Origin of the sequence: Microbacterium sp. MMO-10 (genome assembly GCF_037148715.1) — a bacterium.
Lineage (GTDB): Bacteria > Actinomycetota > Actinomycetes > Actinomycetales > Microbacteriaceae > Microbacterium.
Map to the genome: position 1 here is coordinate 869,618 of NZ_JBBCSV010000002.1, position 14,334 is coordinate 883,951.

17 protein-coding genes are annotated in these 14,334 nt (G+C 70.1%); 5 read left to right on the plus strand and 12 right to left on the minus strand.

Annotation, left to right across the window (positions count from 1 at the left end; translation table 11 throughout):
- Positions 1-18: 18 nt before the first annotated feature.
- Positions 19-729: a beta-ketoacyl-ACP reductase gene (locus WFJ17_RS08520; protein WP_336648154.1), complete on the minus strand. Its 711-nt coding sequence runs from the start codon at positions 727-729 to the stop codon at positions 19-21.
- Between the two features lie 135 nt (positions 730-864).
- Between WFJ17_RS08520 and WFJ17_RS08525 the strand changes: the two genes are divergently transcribed.
- The 4 genes from WFJ17_RS08525 to WFJ17_RS08540 all read left to right on the plus strand — a co-directional run bounded on the left by WFJ17_RS08525 (position 865) and on the right by WFJ17_RS08540 (position 2,882).
- Complete coding sequence (locus WFJ17_RS08525; protein ID WP_251440178.1) at positions 865-1,431, plus strand: DUF4190 domain-containing protein; 567 nt, start codon at positions 865-867, stop codon at positions 1,429-1,431.
- 76 nt (positions 1,432-1,507) lie between these two features.
- Positions 1,508-1,840: a DUF3099 domain-containing protein gene (locus WFJ17_RS08530; protein ID WP_251440181.1), complete on the plus strand. Its 333-nt coding sequence runs from the start codon at positions 1,508-1,510 to the stop codon at positions 1,838-1,840.
- On the plus strand, positions 1,837-2,055 hold the full coding sequence (locus WFJ17_RS08535) for a hypothetical protein (RefSeq protein ID WP_251440184.1): 219 nt from the start codon (positions 1,837-1,839) through the stop codon (positions 2,053-2,055). Before WFJ17_RS08530 ends, WFJ17_RS08535 begins: the two co-directional genes overlap by 4 nt.
- Entirely contained in the window at positions 2,052-2,882 is an 831-nt protein-coding gene (locus tag WFJ17_RS08540) for an SURF1 family cytochrome oxidase biogenesis protein (protein WP_251440187.1), read from the plus strand. The genes WFJ17_RS08535 and WFJ17_RS08540 overlap by 4 nt, the downstream gene beginning before the upstream one ends.
- A gap of 39 nt (positions 2,883-2,921) precedes the next feature.
- Here WFJ17_RS08540 and WFJ17_RS08545 read toward each other — a convergent pair whose 3' ends face one another.
- The 4 genes from WFJ17_RS08545 to WFJ17_RS08560 form a co-directional block, all read right to left on the minus strand.
- On the minus strand, positions 2,922-4,520 hold the full coding sequence (locus WFJ17_RS08545; protein WP_292886949.1) for an ABC-F family ATP-binding cassette domain-containing protein: 1,599 nt from the start codon (positions 4,518-4,520) through the stop codon (positions 2,922-2,924).
- A gap of 107 nt (positions 4,521-4,627) precedes the next feature.
- Entirely contained in the window at positions 4,628-5,233 is a 606-nt protein-coding gene (locus tag WFJ17_RS08550) for a CbiQ family ECF transporter T component (protein ID WP_251440189.1), read from the minus strand.
- A gap of 10 nt (positions 5,234-5,243) precedes the next feature.
- Positions 5,244-5,924: an energy-coupling factor ABC transporter ATP-binding protein gene (locus WFJ17_RS08555; RefSeq protein WP_251440192.1), complete on the minus strand. Its 681-nt coding sequence runs from the start codon at positions 5,922-5,924 to the stop codon at positions 5,244-5,246.
- On the minus strand, positions 5,914-6,483 hold the full coding sequence (locus WFJ17_RS08560) for a biotin transporter BioY (RefSeq protein ID WP_336648155.1): 570 nt from the start codon (positions 6,481-6,483) through the stop codon (positions 5,914-5,916). The genes WFJ17_RS08555 and WFJ17_RS08560 overlap by 11 nt, the downstream gene beginning before the upstream one ends.
- Positions 6,484-6,576: 93 nt before the next feature.
- Here WFJ17_RS08560 and WFJ17_RS08565 point away from each other — a divergent pair, with 93 nt between their 5' ends.
- A complete protein-coding gene (locus tag WFJ17_RS08565; protein ID WP_251440198.1) occupies positions 6,577-7,143 on the plus strand; it encodes a TetR family transcriptional regulator in 567 nt (188 codons plus the stop codon).
- On the opposite strand, the gene WFJ17_RS08570 is transcribed toward WFJ17_RS08565, so the two are convergent.
- From WFJ17_RS08570 to sufB, 7 genes are all read right to left on the minus strand, one after another.
- Entirely contained in the window at positions 7,112-8,560 is a 1,449-nt protein-coding gene (locus WFJ17_RS08570) for an MFS transporter (protein WP_251440219.1), read from the minus strand. The two genes, WFJ17_RS08565 and WFJ17_RS08570, sit on opposite strands and share 32 nt — an antisense overlap.
- On the minus strand, positions 8,557-9,726 hold the full coding sequence (locus WFJ17_RS08575; RefSeq protein WP_251440240.1) for a MalY/PatB family protein: 1,170 nt from the start codon (positions 9,724-9,726) through the stop codon (positions 8,557-8,559). The genes WFJ17_RS08570 and WFJ17_RS08575 overlap by 4 nt, the downstream gene beginning before the upstream one ends.
- 158 nt (positions 9,727-9,884) lie before the next feature.
- Positions 9,885-10,214: a metal-sulfur cluster assembly factor gene (locus WFJ17_RS08580; protein ID WP_045252088.1), complete on the minus strand. Its 330-nt coding sequence runs from the start codon at positions 10,212-10,214 to the stop codon at positions 9,885-9,887.
- A gap of 10 nt (positions 10,215-10,224) precedes the next feature.
- Positions 10,225-10,995: a Fe-S cluster assembly ATPase SufC gene (gene sufC / locus WFJ17_RS08585; RefSeq protein WP_292886926.1), complete on the minus strand. Its 771-nt coding sequence runs from the start codon at positions 10,993-10,995 to the stop codon at positions 10,225-10,227.
- Positions 10,996-11,066: 71 nt separating this feature from the next.
- On the minus strand, positions 11,067-11,402 hold the full coding sequence (locus tag WFJ17_RS08590) for a non-heme iron oxygenase ferredoxin subunit (RefSeq protein ID WP_251440247.1): 336 nt from the start codon (positions 11,400-11,402) through the stop codon (positions 11,067-11,069).
- A complete protein-coding gene (sufD, locus tag WFJ17_RS08595) occupies positions 11,399-12,601 on the minus strand; it encodes a Fe-S cluster assembly protein SufD (protein WP_336648156.1) in 1,203 nt (400 codons plus the stop codon). Before sufD ends, WFJ17_RS08590 begins: the two co-directional genes overlap by 4 nt.
- A 1-nt stretch (position 12,602) precedes the next feature.
- Positions 12,603-14,021, minus strand: coding sequence for a Fe-S cluster assembly protein SufB (gene sufB, locus WFJ17_RS08600; protein ID WP_251440253.1), 1,419 nt, complete (start codon positions 14,019-14,021; stop codon positions 12,603-12,605).
- Positions 14,022-14,334 lie beyond the last annotated feature (313 nt).

A 14,334-nucleotide genomic window follows, 5' to 3' on the forward strand; every position in this document is an offset into this window, starting at 1 on the left:
GTCGCGTCGACCGGAGCGTCAGTGCCCCATGCCGAGGCCGCCGTCGACCGGGATCACCGCGCCCGAGATGTAGCCGGAGTCGTCCGAGGCGAGCCAGGTGACGACGCCGGCGACCTCGTCGGCCGATGCGAAGCGGCCCGCCGGGATGCTCGCCTTGTACTGCTTCTGCGTCTCCTCGGGGAGCTCCGCCGTCATGTCGGTCTCGATGAAGCCGGGGGCCACGACGTTCGCGGTGATGCCGCGCCCGCCCAGCTCCCGGGTGAGGGACCGCGCGAAGCCGACGAGGGCGCTCTTGGACGCGGCGTAGTTGATCTGCCCGGCGGAGCCGTACAGGCCGACCACGCTGGAGATGAGGATCACGCGACCGAAGCGGGCTTTGAGCATTCCCTTCGACGCGCGCTTCACGACCCGGAAGGACCCGCCGAGGTTGGTGGAGACGACGGTGTCGAAGTCGTCCTCCGACATGCGCAGCAGCAGGGTGTCCTTGGTGATGCCCGCGTTCGCGACGACGATCTCGACAGGGCCGAGCCTCTGCTCGACCTCGGTGAAGGCCGCATCCACGGCCGCGGAGTCCGTCACGTCCGCGCGGACGGTGAGCGTTCCCTCCGGGCCCTCGCCGCTGCGCGCGGTGACAGCGACCCGATAGCCGTCCCGCACGAAGCGCTCGGCGATCGCGCGGCCGATGCCGCGGTTTCCGCCGGTGACCAGGACGACGCGATCAGTGCTCATGCGGGGCTCCCAAGAATCGAGGTGTACGGCAGGCAAGCCTAGCGAGCCGACTCGGCGTCAGGAATTGACACGGCCCTGACGGCACGGAAATCTTTGTGGTGAACACGATCTTTACGAACGACGGCGAGGAAGCGCATGAGCAACGACAACGGCGGGTACCCGCCCCCGGGGCAGCAGCCCCCCGCATATCCGGGCGCCCCGGTGCCGCCCCAGCAGCCCGCGTACCCCGGCGCAGCTCCCCAGCAGCAGCAGCCGACCCCCGGCTATCCGGGAGCCGCGCCCCAGCAGCCGGCGCCGGTCTATCCCGGCGCCACCCCGCCGGCACAGGCCTACCCGGGCGCCGCACCCACGACGCAGGGATACCCCGGCGCGTCGTACGCGCCGCCCTACGGTCAGCCCTATCCGGCGCCGCTGAAGTCCAACGGGCTGGCGATCACCGCGCTCATCTGCGGCATCGCCGGTGTGGTGTTGTTCTGGCTCGCGTACATCGTGCTGCCGTTCCTGGCGGCCGTGACCGCGATCATCACGGGACACATGGCGCTCGGGAGGGTCAAGCGGGATCCGGCTCTCGGCGGGAAGGGCATCGCCCTGACCGGTGTGATCCTCGGCTACGTCGGTGCGGGTCTCAACCTGATCATCGGCATCGGCTTCCTCATGCTGATCGTCTACGGCATCTCCCAGGGCGCCAACAGCGGCTACTGAGTGCGTCGCGGAGACGACTCTGCGGGTCACGGCGGCGTAGGCTGGAGTCATCGTGAGAAGGACTCCAGACGCCGCCGTGACTTCGCTCCCGCGCGCCCCGCGCGACGAGGCGCGCGACCGCGTGCGCCACTATGCGATCACCATGGGGATCCGCACGGTGTGCTTCATCCTCGTCTTCACCGTGCAGCCGATGGGCTGGTGGACCTGGGTCTTCGCGATCGCCGCCGCCGTACTCCCCTACATCGCGGTCGTCTTCGCGAACGCGGGGGACGACTCGGTCCCGACCGAGGTCGAGTCGCCGCTCATCGAGCTCGAGCGGCCGGCTGAGCGCAGCGATGCTCCCTCCCCCGACCGTCAGGTGATCACCCTCGCCGAGACGCCCGCGCGGTCTGCCGAGCCGAACGCATGAACGCGCCGGATCCGGAGCTGAAATGCTCCCGGGCGGGGTGCCGCGCCGCGGCGACGCACCGCATCGTCTGGCGCAACCCGCGCATCCACGGGCCTGAGCGCGAGAAGGTCTGGCTCGCATGCGACGAGCACCTTCGATTCCTCTACGACTATCTGCGGGCCCGTGACTTCCCGGCGCGCATCGACGCCGCCGTCGGAGAGGGCGAGCACGAATGATGCGCCAGCGCCTGCTCCGCTGGAGCGCCTACCTCGCCGTGGCGATCGTGTTCGCGATCGTCTGCGCGTACCTGTCGAACTGGCAGTTCTCACGCAACGAAGGCCGTCAGACCCAGCTCGAGCTCGTACAGCGCAACTACGACGCGAAGCCCGTCCCGCTCGGTCAGCTGCTCTCCCCCGGCGAAGCTCTCCCGGAGAAGTCGCAGTGGCACCCCGTGCAGGTGCACGGGCAGTACGAGCCTGCAGGACAGCTCCTGGTGCGCAATCGCCCGCACGGCGGCACCAGCGCCTTCGAGGTCCTCGTGCCGTTCCGCACCGACGACGGGCGGGTCTTCATCGTGAACCGGGGCTGGGTCATCGCGGGCGACGGATCCGACGTGCCGACGTCGATCCCGGCGCCGCCGTCGGGCGAGACCACGGTCATCGCCCGGCTGCGCCCGGCCGAGCCGCTGCCTCCCTCGGGACGCGGCGCGCCAGAGGGCCAGGTTCCCAGCATCAACCTCGCCCTCGTGGCGGACAAGATCGGCGACGGCGCGGCCGTCGACACCGGGGCCTACGGCGAGCTCGTCAGCGAGTCCCCTGCGCCGGCCACACGTCCGCACGCGTTCGAGGCGCCGTCCGATGATCCGGGCCCGTTCCTGTCCTACGCGATCCAGTGGATCCTCTTCGCGATCATGGGCTTCATCTTCATCGGATACGTGATCCGCACGGAGGTGCACAAGCATCGGGACGAGGCCGCCGGTCGGCCGCCGCGAGGTCCCCGACGCCGGCGCGACCGCGACATGGACGACGAGGACGCGCTCCTCGACGCCGTCGAGACGCGCTGACCCCGGGACTCCGCGCGAACGAGGGCCCGGGGATCTCGATCAAGCCAGCTCGATGAGCTCCTGATACTCCTTGCTCCAGATGTCCTCGACACCGTCGGGCAGGATGAGCACGCGCTCCGGGTTGAGCGACTCCACGGCACCGGGGTCGTGCGAGACGAGCACGACCGCACCCTCGTAGTGCGCCAGCGCGCCGAGGATCTCCTCGCGAGAGGCCGGATCGAGGTTGTTCGTGGGCTCGTCGAGCAGCAGCATGTTGGCCGCGGAGACGACGAGCGTCGCGAGCGAGAGACGGGTCTTCTCGCCTCCCGAGAGCACGCCTGCGGGCTTGTGCACGTCCTCGCCGGTGAACAGGAACGAGCCCAGCACCTTGCGCGCCTCGGTCTCGTTGAGATCGGGGGCGGAGGACATCATGTTCTCCAGGACGGAGCGGGACACGTCGAGGTTCTCGTGCTCCTGCGCGTAGTACCCGACCTTGAGGCCGTGGCCCGGCTCGAGCTGCCCGGTGTCGGGCTGATCGACTCCCGCGAGGATCCGCAGCAGCGTCGTCTTGCCTGCGCCGTTGAGGCCCAGCACGACGACCTTGGAGCCGCGGTCGATCGCGAGGTCCACATCGGTGAAGATCTCCAGCGAGCCGTAGGACTTCGACAGTCCCGATGCCATGAGCGGCGTCTTGCCGCACGGGGCGGGCTTCGGGAAGCGCAGCTTGGCGACCCGGTCGACCTGGCGCACCTCCTCGAGCCCCGAGAGCAGCTTCTCCGCGCGGGCCACCATCTGGTGGGCGGCAGCGGCCTTGCTGGCCTTGGCGCCGAAGCGGGCCGCCTGCTGCTGCAGCGAGGTCGCCTTCTTCTCGGCGTTGGCGCGCTCCTTCTTGCGGCGCTCCTCATCGGCGACGCGCTGGCGGAGGTAGTTCTTCCAGTTCATGTTGTAGATGTCGATCATCTGACGGTTCGCATCCAGGTAGAACACCCGGTTCACGGTCTCGCCGACGAGCTCGACGTCGTGGCTGATCACGATCAGCCCGCCCTTGTACCCCTTGAGGAACTCGCGCAGCCACACGACGCTGTCCGCGTCGAGGTGGTTCGTGGGCTCGTCGAGGATCATCGTCTCCGCGTCGGAGAACAGGATCCGCGCGAGCTCGATGCGCCGGCGCTGACCGCCGGACAGGGTCTTCAGAGGCTGGTCGAGGATCCGGTCCGGCAGCGAGAGGTTGTGCGCGATCGAGGCGGCCTCCGCCTCGGCTGCGTAGCCGCCGAGCGCCTCGAAGCGCTCGGTGAGGTTGCCGAACTGCCGCATGGCCTTCTCCGCCACCGCCGCGTCCTCGGATCCCATGGCCTCGGAGGCCTCGCGGATCCGCAGCGTGAGGGATCCCAGGCCGCGCGCGTCGAGGATGCGGGTGCGCGCGAGCATCTCCGGATCCCCGGATCGCGGGTCCTGCGGCAGGTATCCGAGCTCGCCGCTGCGCTCCACCTTCCCGTCGGCGGGGATGAGGTCCCCCGCGAGCACCTTCGTCAGCGTGGTCTTGCCCGCGCCGTTGCGGCCGACGAGACCGATCTTGTCGCCGTCGGCGACGCGGAAGGACACGTTCTCCATGAGGAGTCGCGCTCCCACGCGGATCTCGAGGTCGTGCACGGCGAGCACAGCAGACGTCCGTTCTTCAGCAGGGGGTGGGCGGCCGGATGGCCAGCCTCCCAGTATAGGCCGCGCGTCCGGGAGGACGCCGACCGACCGCCGACGCGCCCGCCGGCTCAGGGCGCCAGACCGCGTGCAGCCAGTGCCTCCCCCACGGCATCGGCGTGGCGCATCGTCCGCACCAGGATCGGGAGTGCCGAACGCAGACCGAGCCGCACCCCCCTGGCGTCTTGCGCTTCACGCACGGCGTGGACGAAGCCGCCGACCACCGGCACCATCGTCAGGGTGAGCGAAAGCACGAGCGCCACGGCCTCGACGTCGACTCCCAGGGCCCGGAGAGGGCGCAGCAGCCGGACGATCGTCGCCATGAGCGCGCTCGTCCGGGTGGTGCGGGTGAGCAGCTCCGCCAGCAGCAGGAGGATCACGAGCCGGCCCGTGTTCACGATGGCCGCCGGAGCTCCGACGAACACGCCCAGCGCGGCGCCGAGGATGAGGATCAGCCAGCGCAGCCGCCACCACACCGCGCCGAGCTCGCGCATCCCGAGACCGGCGAGCGGGAAGAGCAGGCTCGCGCCGGCGACGCCGACGAGGATCGGCACGATCATCGCAGGTGCCGCCGGGAGGAAGGAGATGCCGAAGGCGACGACCGCGAGAACCGCGAGCTTGACCCCGGCCGGGGTGCGATGCAGCAGTCCGGATCCGGGGCGATACAGCGAGATCATGACGACGCTCTCAGCCGCACAACTGCAGGTAGTCCGCGATCACGTCGTCCGGCGCACCCTGTGCGTGAACGCGACCGCCCTCGATGAGGACGGCTTCGTCGCAGCGGCGCACCAGATCGAGGTCGTGGGTGACGAGCACGAGCGGCACCGGCAGGTCTTCGATCAGGGCGTCGCCGATGCGCCGGCTGTTGCGCAGATCGAGGCGCGTGGTCGGCTCATCCGCGACGACCAGTCCCGGCCGGCCGATCAGCACCGAGGCCAGCGCGAGCAGCTGCTTCTGCCCTCCGGACAGGTCGGACACGGGCGCGTCGCGCAGCGTCGCGAGCCCGCACAGATCGAGCGCCTCGTCGACCCGCGCCGTCCGCTCCTGCGCTGGGACGCCGCGCAGCGACAGCGCGAGGTCCTCGGCCGGGGTCGGCATCAGGATCTGCGCCTCGGGATCCGCGAACACGAACCCCACATGGCGCCGCACCGCCTGCACGTCGCGTGCCGGGTCGAGCCCCGCCACGCGCACCGTTCCCGAGGTCGCGACCTGCAGGCCGTTGAGCAGACGGACGAGACTGGACTTGCCGGATCCGTTCGCGCCGATCACCGCGGTCCGGCGTGCGGTCAGCCGCACCGAGACGTCGTCGAGGATCGTGCGCCCCTCCACCCCCAGCGTGACCGAGCGCAGCTCGATGTCAGGCGACACGAAGCGCCGTCCGCGCGAAGGCACGCGGATAGGCCCGCTGCAGCGCGACGCAGAGCACGGTGGCCGCGACGGCCTTGATGAGGTCTCCGGGGAGGAACACGAGGCTGGACAGCGCCGTGGGCGCCAGGGGCACGCCCGTCACGAGCGCCTGCACCGGGATCCCGAACAGATACACGACGCCGATTCCGCCCACCATGGCGGCGACTCCCGCCCGCCACCAGGTGATGCGCCGCGTGCCCAGGATGAGGCCGATCACGACCACTCCCGCGAGCCACCCCAGGAGGTAGCCGGCGCTGGGGCCGACGAACACGCCCAGGCCGCCTCGGCCGCCGGCGAGCACGGGCAGGCCGGCCGCAGCGAGGGCGAGCACGGCGAGGACGGCGAGCGGGGCGAGGCGCGGACCGAGGATGAGCCCGGCGAGCATCACCCCGAGGGTCTGGCCGGTGATGGGCACTCCCCCGGGCAACGGGACGATCACGAGCCCCAGAGCGATGATCAGCGCCGCGAACACGGCGATACGGGCGGCGTCGGCACCCCACGGGCGGGCGTTCGTCGTCATGGCGGTCCCTTTCGGATCTGAAGTCGTGTGCTCGGCCCCTGCGGGCCAGTCCTGAACACTGTTCACCTGAACGGTGTTCACTATACTCGGAGCATGACTCCTCCGCGCACCGGTCGACACGACCGCGAGCACATCATCGGCGTCGCGCTCGAGCTGCTGGACCGTTACGGGCTGCCCGATCTGACCATGCGCCGCCTCGCGACCGAGCTCGACGTGCAGGCGAGCGCCTTGTACTGGCACTTCGACAGCAAGCAGGACCTGCTCGCCGCCGTCTCCGATCGCATCCTCGCGCGCATCCCCGAACCCGCCGAGGGCGAGCCGCTGATCGACGCGGCGCGGGCGGTGCGCGATGCGCTCCTCGCCCATCGCGACGGCGCAGAGATCGTGATCAGCTCGGCGGCGCTGCGCCCCGGTCGTTCGCGGGCGCAGGACGTGCTGCTGCGTGCGCTGCCGTCGCATCTCGACGACCCCGACCTCGCGGCCACCGCGGTGCTGCAGTTCGTGCTGGGGCACACGACGCTCGTCCAGCAGCGCATGCACGGCGAGAGCTACGGGGCAGCCCGCACGACGGAGGTGCTCGACGACGACGCGCGGGACGCCGCCGTCTTCGCGACCGGGATCGCCCTGTTCAGCCTCGGGGCGGCTCCGGCGCTGCACTGACGGTCGCTGGACGGGGACCGTCTCCGATCCGGGAGCCCGGGATCGCCGCGAGCAGCAGCACGACGGACGCGAGAGCGAACACGGCGGGGAAGCCGGAGCCGGTGATCGGCAGAGCGAAGAACAGCAGCCCTGCGACCGCGATGGTCACGGCCGACCCCGTGGAGTCGGAGATCGACAATGCTGAGGAGTTGAACCCTTCGTCCGAGGGCGTCGAGTACGCCAGCATCAGCACGTTGAGGCGCGGGTAGACCAGTCCCATCGCGCCGCCGGCGATCCCCCACAGCACGACGACGGCCCAGGGCATCGTCGCCGTCGCCGCGACCAGGACCAGGCCGATGAGGGCGACGAGCAATCCTGCCGTGGAGATGAGCACCGTGCGGCGGCTGCCGAGGCGGTCGCCGTACTTCCCCTGCACGGCCGACGCGGAGGACCACGCGAGGGCCGCCGCAGTGAGCGAGAGGCCGGCGATGGTCGGCGTGAAGTCGAAGCGCTCCATGAGCATCTTCGGGACGTAGGTCTCCGCCGCGAAGAACGCCCCTGCGATCAGGCCGCGCATCAGGATCACGCTCGGCAGGCGCGGTGCCGCGCGCAGTGTCCCCCTCGGGAGCAGCGGCCGGATCGAGAGCACGATGACGAGCACGGATCCGAGGGCGAGCGGCCATCCGAACGGCGCCGGCGCCTCGGCCGCGAACCCGACCGCGACGGCGGCGATCGCGACCACGACGGCGAGCAGGATGCGGCGCGCGATCCCGCCGGTCGTGGTGCCGGACCGGGCGTCGCCCTCCACCGCGGCCGGTTCAGTGCCCGCACCGTTCTGCGGATGGGCGTCGAGGTCGACCGCGCGGAGCTTCACCGCGACGAGCGCGAAGGCGACCGCGGTCAGCACGGCGACGCCGAGGAAGGTCCAGCGCCAGTGCAGGAACTGCGCGACCGCGCCGGCAAGGAAGGGCCCGATCATCGACGGGACCACCCAGGCGGCGGCGAAGGCGGCGAAGATCCCTCCGTGGAGGTGGGGCGGGTACACGCGCGCGACGACCACATACAGGGCGACGACCTGGCCGCCGGCCCCGAGCCCCTGGATGAGGCGTCCGAGGATCAGCACGTACATGTCCGTCGCGATCCCGGCGATGAGCAGGCCGACGATGAACAGCACGACCGCGGTGTACAGCGGCGCCCGGGGTCCCGATCGGTCGCTCCACGCTCCCGCGGAGACCATGCCGATCACGCCGGTCGCCAGCGTCCCGGCGAAGGCGACCGCGTAGAGCGCCTCGCCGTGCAGGTCGGCGGCGACCAGTGGCATGACTGTGGTCACCGCCAGCGCCTCGATCGCTCCGAGGAAGATCAGCACGACGGAGCCGACGGTGATCCCCAGGCGATCCCGGTCCCAGATCGTCGCCGCAGCCGCGGCCGCCGTCACCGACGCACCAGGGCAGCGATGCGGAGCACGGCCTCGGTGAGCACCTCCGGGGAGCATCCCAGATTGATGCGCACGTGGCCTCGTCCCTCTTCGCCGAACGTCGGTCCGCGGTTGAGCGCCACACGGGCCTCCCGGAGGATCCGCCCGGCGGGATCATCGCCCCAGCCGAGGTCCCTGAGGTCGACCCAGGCGAGATAGCCGGCATCGGGAAGACGGTACCCCGCCTCCGGCAGGTGCTCGGCGAGCAGCCGCCCGAGGAGTCGCCGGTTGTCATCGAGCGCCACCAGCAGCGCATCCAGCCACGCGTCGCTCTCCGGCGCCCAGGCGGCCACCGCCGCCAACGCGCCGAACAGGCCCGTGCGCCACTCGACCTCGGGCGGGAGCCCGCGGACGACCGCCGCCGTCTTCTCGCTCGCCGTCACCATGACCGCGCACTTGAGACCCGCGAGGTTGTACGCCTTGCTCGCGCTCGTGACCGTGTAGCCGATCTCCGCCGCGACCGGCGAGGCGGCCAGGAAGGGCGTGTAGTCGATGCCCGGCTGCACGAGCGGGGCATGGATCTCATCGCTCACGACGACCGCTCCGTGCGCGGCGGCGAGCTCGGCGAGGCGTGCCAGTACCGCTCTGCTGTGCACGGTGCCGGTCGGGTTGTGCGGGTTGCAGAGCAGCACGGCGCGCGCGCCGCGGGCCAGGGCCCGCTCGATCGCCGCCAGATCCAAGACCCAGGATCCGTCGACATCGACGAGGGGAACGCGCTCGGCGACGCCGCCGGCCTCTTCCACGCAGTCGAAGAAGGGCGGGTAGACGGGCGGCGCGACGATCACGCGGTCGCCCGGGGCGAGCACGGCCCGCAGGATCTCGACGACGCCCATCATCACGTCGCAGGTGGAGCGGATCCGCTCGGGCTGCACGGTCCAGCCGAAACGGCGCTCCGCGTAGGCCGCGAAGGCGGAGCGGATCCCGGGGTCCGGCGGCGTGTAGCCCGTGTCCCCCAGTTCCACCGCGGTGCGCAGCCGTGCCGTGATCGCGTCCGCGAGGGGGAAGTCCGTCTCGGCGACGAACAACGGGAGCACGTCCTCCGGGTAGGTGCGCCACTTGGTGCTGGTGCGGCGGCGGAGCTGATCGAGCGGCAGGGCGCGCAGTGCGGTACGGGCGGCGGTGGTCACCCTCCGAGCCTATCGACGCCGCAACGGCGAGCGGGCAGCCCGCGTCACACGGCGTCAGACCTCGGATGCAGGCAGTCCTCGTGCGGCGTGGCGGCCCGACACGACGACGGCCCGGCGCCGTGTTGCAGCGTCGAGCCGTCGTCGTGTGCGTCTACAGGTCAGATCGCGAAGCCGAGGGCGCGCATCTGGTCGCGCCCGTCGTCGGTGATCCGCTCGGGGCCCCACGGCGGCATCCACACCCAGTTGATGCGGAAGCGGTCGACGACGTCGTCCAGCGCCTGACCGGTCTGCTCCTCGAGCACGTCGGTCAGCGGGCACCCGGCGCTCGTGAGCGTCATGTGGATGACGAGGGCGTCGTTCTCCTCGTCCCAGGAGAGGTCGTAGATGAGACCGAGGTCGACGACGTTGATCCCGAGCTCGGGATCAACGACGTCCTTGAGCGCCTCGGTGACCTCGTCGTACTTCTCTCCGGTCAGCGTTGCCGTCATGGCTTCCAGCCTACGCTTCGATGGGAGCGCTGGGGTCGAGGAACCGGTCGTACCCCTCGTCCTCGAGACGGTCGGCGAGCTCCGCGCCGCCCTCCTCGACGATCTTGCCCGCGACGACCACGTGCACGTAGTCGGGGCGGATGTAGCGCAGGATCCGGGTGTAGTGCGTGATGAGCAGCACTCCGAGGTTCGTGTGCTCCTTGGCGCGGTTGACGCCCTCCGAAACGATCTTCAGCGCGTCGACGTCGAGGCCGGAGTCGGTCTCGTCCAGCACGGCGATCTTCGGCTTGAGCACCTCGAGCTGGAGGATCTCGTGACGCTTCTTCTCTCCGCCGGAGAAGCCCTCGTTGACGTTGCGCTGCGCGAACTTCGGGTCCATGCGCAGGTTCGCCATGGACTCCTTGACGTCCTTGGTCCACTGACGGATCGAGGGCGCCTCGCCGTCCAGCGCGGTCTTGGCCGTGCGCAGGAAGTTCGTGACGGTGACGCCGGGGATCTCCACCGGGTACTGCATCGCGAGGAAGAGACCGGCGCGGGCGCGCTCGTCGACGCTCATCGCGAGGACGTCCTCGCCGTCGAGCGTGATGGTGCCGCCCGTGACGGTGTACTTCGGGTGGCCCGCGATCGTGTAGGCGAGGGTCGACTTGCCGGAGCCGTTCGGGCCCATGATCGCGTGGGTCTCGCCCGTGCGCATGGTGAGGGTGATGCCGTTGAGGATCGGCGTGGTTCCCGCCTCGGTCTCGACGGTGACGTGCAGATCGGTGATCTCCAGGACAGACATGGATGATTCCTTCGTGGTTTTCGTGAAGCTTCGTGTGGATGCCGCGCGCGGCCTCGTGCTCGGGCACGGGCTCAGAGAGCGCTGACGTCCTTCGTGACGGCGGGGTCGATCATGAGGTCGTCTCCGACGATCTCCGTGACATAGACCGGGACGGGCTCGTAGGCCGGCAGGTTCAGCGGCTTGCCGGAGCACAGCGAGAAGGCCGATCCATGGGCCCAGCACTCGAGCGTCTTGCCCTCGACGAACCCTTCCGACAGCGAGATGTCGCCGTGCGTGCAGGTGTCGCCGATCGCGTGGATCTCGCCCTCGGAGTCGAGCACGACCGCGATCGGCACGCCGTCGAGCTCGACGCGCAGCGGAGTGTCCTCCTGCAGCTCGCTCACCGCGCATGCCCGCTGCGCGGTCACGCGTTCACCGCCTGCAGCTCGAGCTCGATCGCGGCGAGGAGCTCCTCCTCCAGGGAGGGAAGGCCCAGTCGCTGCACGATGTCGCTGAGGAAGCCGAGCACGACGAGACGGCGCGCTTCCTCCTCCGTGATGCCTCGAGCCTGGAGGTAGAACAGCTGCTCGTCGTCGAAGCGCCCGGTGGCGCTGGCGTGACCGGCCCCGAGGATGTCGCCGGTCTCGATCTCCAGGTTCGGGATCGAGTCGGCGCGCGCGCCCTCGGTGAGCACCAGGTTGCGGTTGGCCTCGTAGGAGTCGGTTCCGGTCGCATCCGGCCCGATCAGCACGTCGCCGATCCACACGCTGTGTGCGCTCTCGCCCTGGAGCGCGCCCTTGTACAGCACGTCGCCGACCGTGTGCGCGCCCTTGTGGTGCAGGTAGACCTGGCTCTCCAGGTGCTGACCGGCGTCGGCGTAGGACAGGCCGTAGAGCCGGGCCTCGGAGCCGGATCCGGAGAGCTCCACATTCGGGTTCACGCGCACGATGCCGCCGCCGAAGCTCACCACGAAGTGCGTGAGCGACGCGTCGCGATCGACGCGGGCCTGGTGGGCGGCCGCATGGATCGCCTCATCGGCCCAGCGCTGCACGCTGACGACCGTGAGCTGCGACCCGTCCCGGGCGATGATCTCCACGTTCTGCGCGTACTGCGCCGCGCCGTGGTGGTCGAGGACCACCGTGGCGCGGGAGTTCGGCATCGCCTCGATGAGGATCTGACCGAACGCGCGCTTGCCCGCGTCCGTGCCGTCGACGCGGAGGACGATCGGCGCGTCGATCTCGCCGTCCTGCGGGATGCGCATGTGCAGGCCGCGGCGGGCGTGCTTCCAGGCCAGGGCGCTCGGCAGATCCTCCGGGCGGAAGAACTCGCCGTAGGCGTCGGTCTCATCCGGCACGAGGAAGGCCTCGACGTCATCGAGATCGATCGACAGCGCGGAGTCGTCACCGGCCTCGTCGGTCAGCAGCCCGGCGAGCTGGGCCACCGGTGTGTGCTTCCAGTTGACCTCGCGCCCCGTGGGGGTGCCGAAGTCGGCCGGGTCGAACGAAGACGGCCGTTCCGACCGGGTCTGCACCGGGACGGTCTTGTCCGCGGAGAAGACCTGGGCGGCCGGGTCGATGTGGGCGTGCGTGTCCTGCGCCTCGACGGGCGCGGCAGTGGGGGCCGTCATCTCAGCCGACCGATCCTTCCATGCCCATCTCGATGAGCTTGTTCAGTTCCATCGCGTACTCCATGGGCAGCTCGCGCGCGATCGGCTCGATGAAGCCGCGCACGATCATCGCCATCGCCTCGTCCTCGGGCATGCCGCGGGACTGCAGGTAGAAGAGCTGCTCCTCGCTGACCTTCGAGACCGTCGCCTCGTGGCCGAGCTGCACGTCGTCGACGCGGATGTCGATCGCGGGGTAAGTGTCGCTGCGGGACTTGGTGTCCACGAGCAGGGCATCGCAGCGCACGGTGTTCGCGGAGTGGTGGGCGTTCGCGTCCACGCGGACCTCGCCGCGATAGCCGGCGCGGCCGCCGCCGCGGGCGATCGACTTCGAGACGATCGACGACTGCGTGTACGGCGCCATGTGGATCATCTTCGCGCCGGCGTCCTGGTGCTGACCGGGGCCGGCGAAGGCGACGGAGAGCGTCTCGCCCTTCGCGTGCTCGCCCATGAGGTAGATCGACGGGTACTTCATCGTCACCTTGGAGCCGATGTTGCCGTCGACCCACTCCATGGTCGCGCCCTCGTGCGCCACGGCGCGCTTGGTGACCAGGTTGTAGACGTTGTTCGACCAGTTCTGGATCGTCGTGTAGCGCACGCGGGCGTTCTTCTTCACGATGATCTCGACCACGGCCGAGTGCAGGGAGTCGCTCTTGTAGATCGGGGCGGTGCAGCCCTCGATGTAGTGCACGTAGCTGTCCTCGTCGGCGATGATCAGCGTCCGCTCGAACTGGCCCATGTTCTCGGTGTTGATCCGGAAGTAGGCCTGCAGCGGGATCTCCACGTGCACGCCCTTGGGGACGTAGACGAAGGATCCGCCGGACCACACGGCCGTGTTCAGCGCGGCGAACTTGTTGTCGCCGGCCGGGATGACCGTGCCGAAGTACTCCTGGAAGAACTCGGGGTGCTCGCGCAGCGCGGTGTCGGTGTCCATGAAGATGACGCCCTGCTGCTCCAGGTCCTCGCGGATCTGGTGGTAGACGACCTCGGACTCGTACTGCGCGGCGACGCCCGCGACCAGACGCTGGCGCTCCGCCTCCGGGATGCCGAGGCGCTCGTAGGTCTCCCGGATGTCCTCCGGGAGGTCCTCCCAGCTCTGCGCCTGCTTCTCGGTCGAGCGCACGAAGTACTTGATGTTGTCGAAGTCGATCTCGCTGAGGTCGGCACCCCAGGTCGGCATCGGCTTGCGACCGAACAGCTGCAGACCCTTCAGACGGGTCTTCAGCATCCACTCGGGCTCGTTCTTGAGCGCCGAGATGTCACGCACGACGGCCTCGCTCAGGCCGCGCCGCGCGCTGGCGCCGGCGGCATCGGGGTCGTGCCAGCCGAACTCGTACACCCCCAGCCCATCCAGCTCCGGGCGGTCGATCAGCACATCCGACATCACACTCTCCTCTTGGGCCGTAACGGTTCATCCGCCCCGGCACACCGCCGATCCCGCCGAGTCTGCGGAGAGCGGGTGCCGCTTGGGGCCCTCATCATGGACGCAAAGCAATCGCGCCTAAACTTGTGCAGGATGCTGTCCGCGAGTTCCGCGGTCATCGCCACACACCCCCGATTCTACAGGTTCCCTCCGACATCCGGGCCCTCTCGGCCTCGCGCGGAGGGATCCGGAGGACCCATGCCCGAGATCGCGACACCGCCCGCGCCCCGCACCCGCCCCGGATTCCTGGGCCGAGTCCACGATTGGCTCCCCG

What these genes read in the sequence shown, in the direction of transcription:
- WFJ17_RS08520 (WP_336648154.1), bottom strand. Translation starts at nt 729, where the DNA reads ATGAGCACTGATCGCGTCGTCCTGGTCACCGGCGGAAACCGCGGCATC.
- WFJ17_RS08525 (WP_251440178.1), top strand. Translation starts at nt 865, where the DNA reads ATGAGCAACGACAACGGCGGGTACCCGCCCCCGGGGCAGCAGCCCCCC.
- WFJ17_RS08535 (WP_251440184.1), top strand. Translation starts at nt 1,837, where the DNA reads ATGAACGCGCCGGATCCGGAGCTGAAATGCTCCCGGGCGGGGTGCCGC.
- WFJ17_RS08540 (WP_251440187.1), top strand. Translation starts at nt 2,052, where the DNA reads ATGATGCGCCAGCGCCTGCTCCGCTGGAGCGCCTACCTCGCCGTGGCG.
- WFJ17_RS08550 (WP_251440189.1), bottom strand. Translation starts at nt 5,233, where the DNA reads ATGATCTCGCTGTATCGCCCCGGATCCGGACTGCTGCATCGCACCCCG.
- WFJ17_RS08560 (WP_336648155.1), bottom strand. Translation starts at nt 6,483, where the DNA reads ATGACGACGAACGCCCGCCCGTGGGGTGCCGACGCCGCCCGTATCGCC.
- WFJ17_RS08565 (WP_251440198.1), top strand. Translation starts at nt 6,577, where the DNA reads ATGACTCCTCCGCGCACCGGTCGACACGACCGCGAGCACATCATCGGC.
- WFJ17_RS08580 (WP_045252088.1), bottom strand. Translation starts at nt 10,214, where the DNA reads ATGACGGCAACGCTGACCGGAGAGAAGTACGACGAGGTCACCGAGGCG.
- sufC (WP_292886926.1), bottom strand. Translation starts at nt 10,995, where the DNA reads ATGTCTGTCCTGGAGATCACCGATCTGCACGTCACCGTCGAGACCGAG.
- sufD (WP_336648156.1), bottom strand. Translation starts at nt 12,601, where the DNA reads ATGACGGCCCCCACTGCCGCGCCCGTCGAGGCGCAGGACACGCACGCC.
- sufB (WP_251440253.1), bottom strand. Translation starts at nt 14,021, where the DNA reads ATGTCGGATGTGCTGATCGACCGCCCGGAGCTGGATGGGCTGGGGGTG.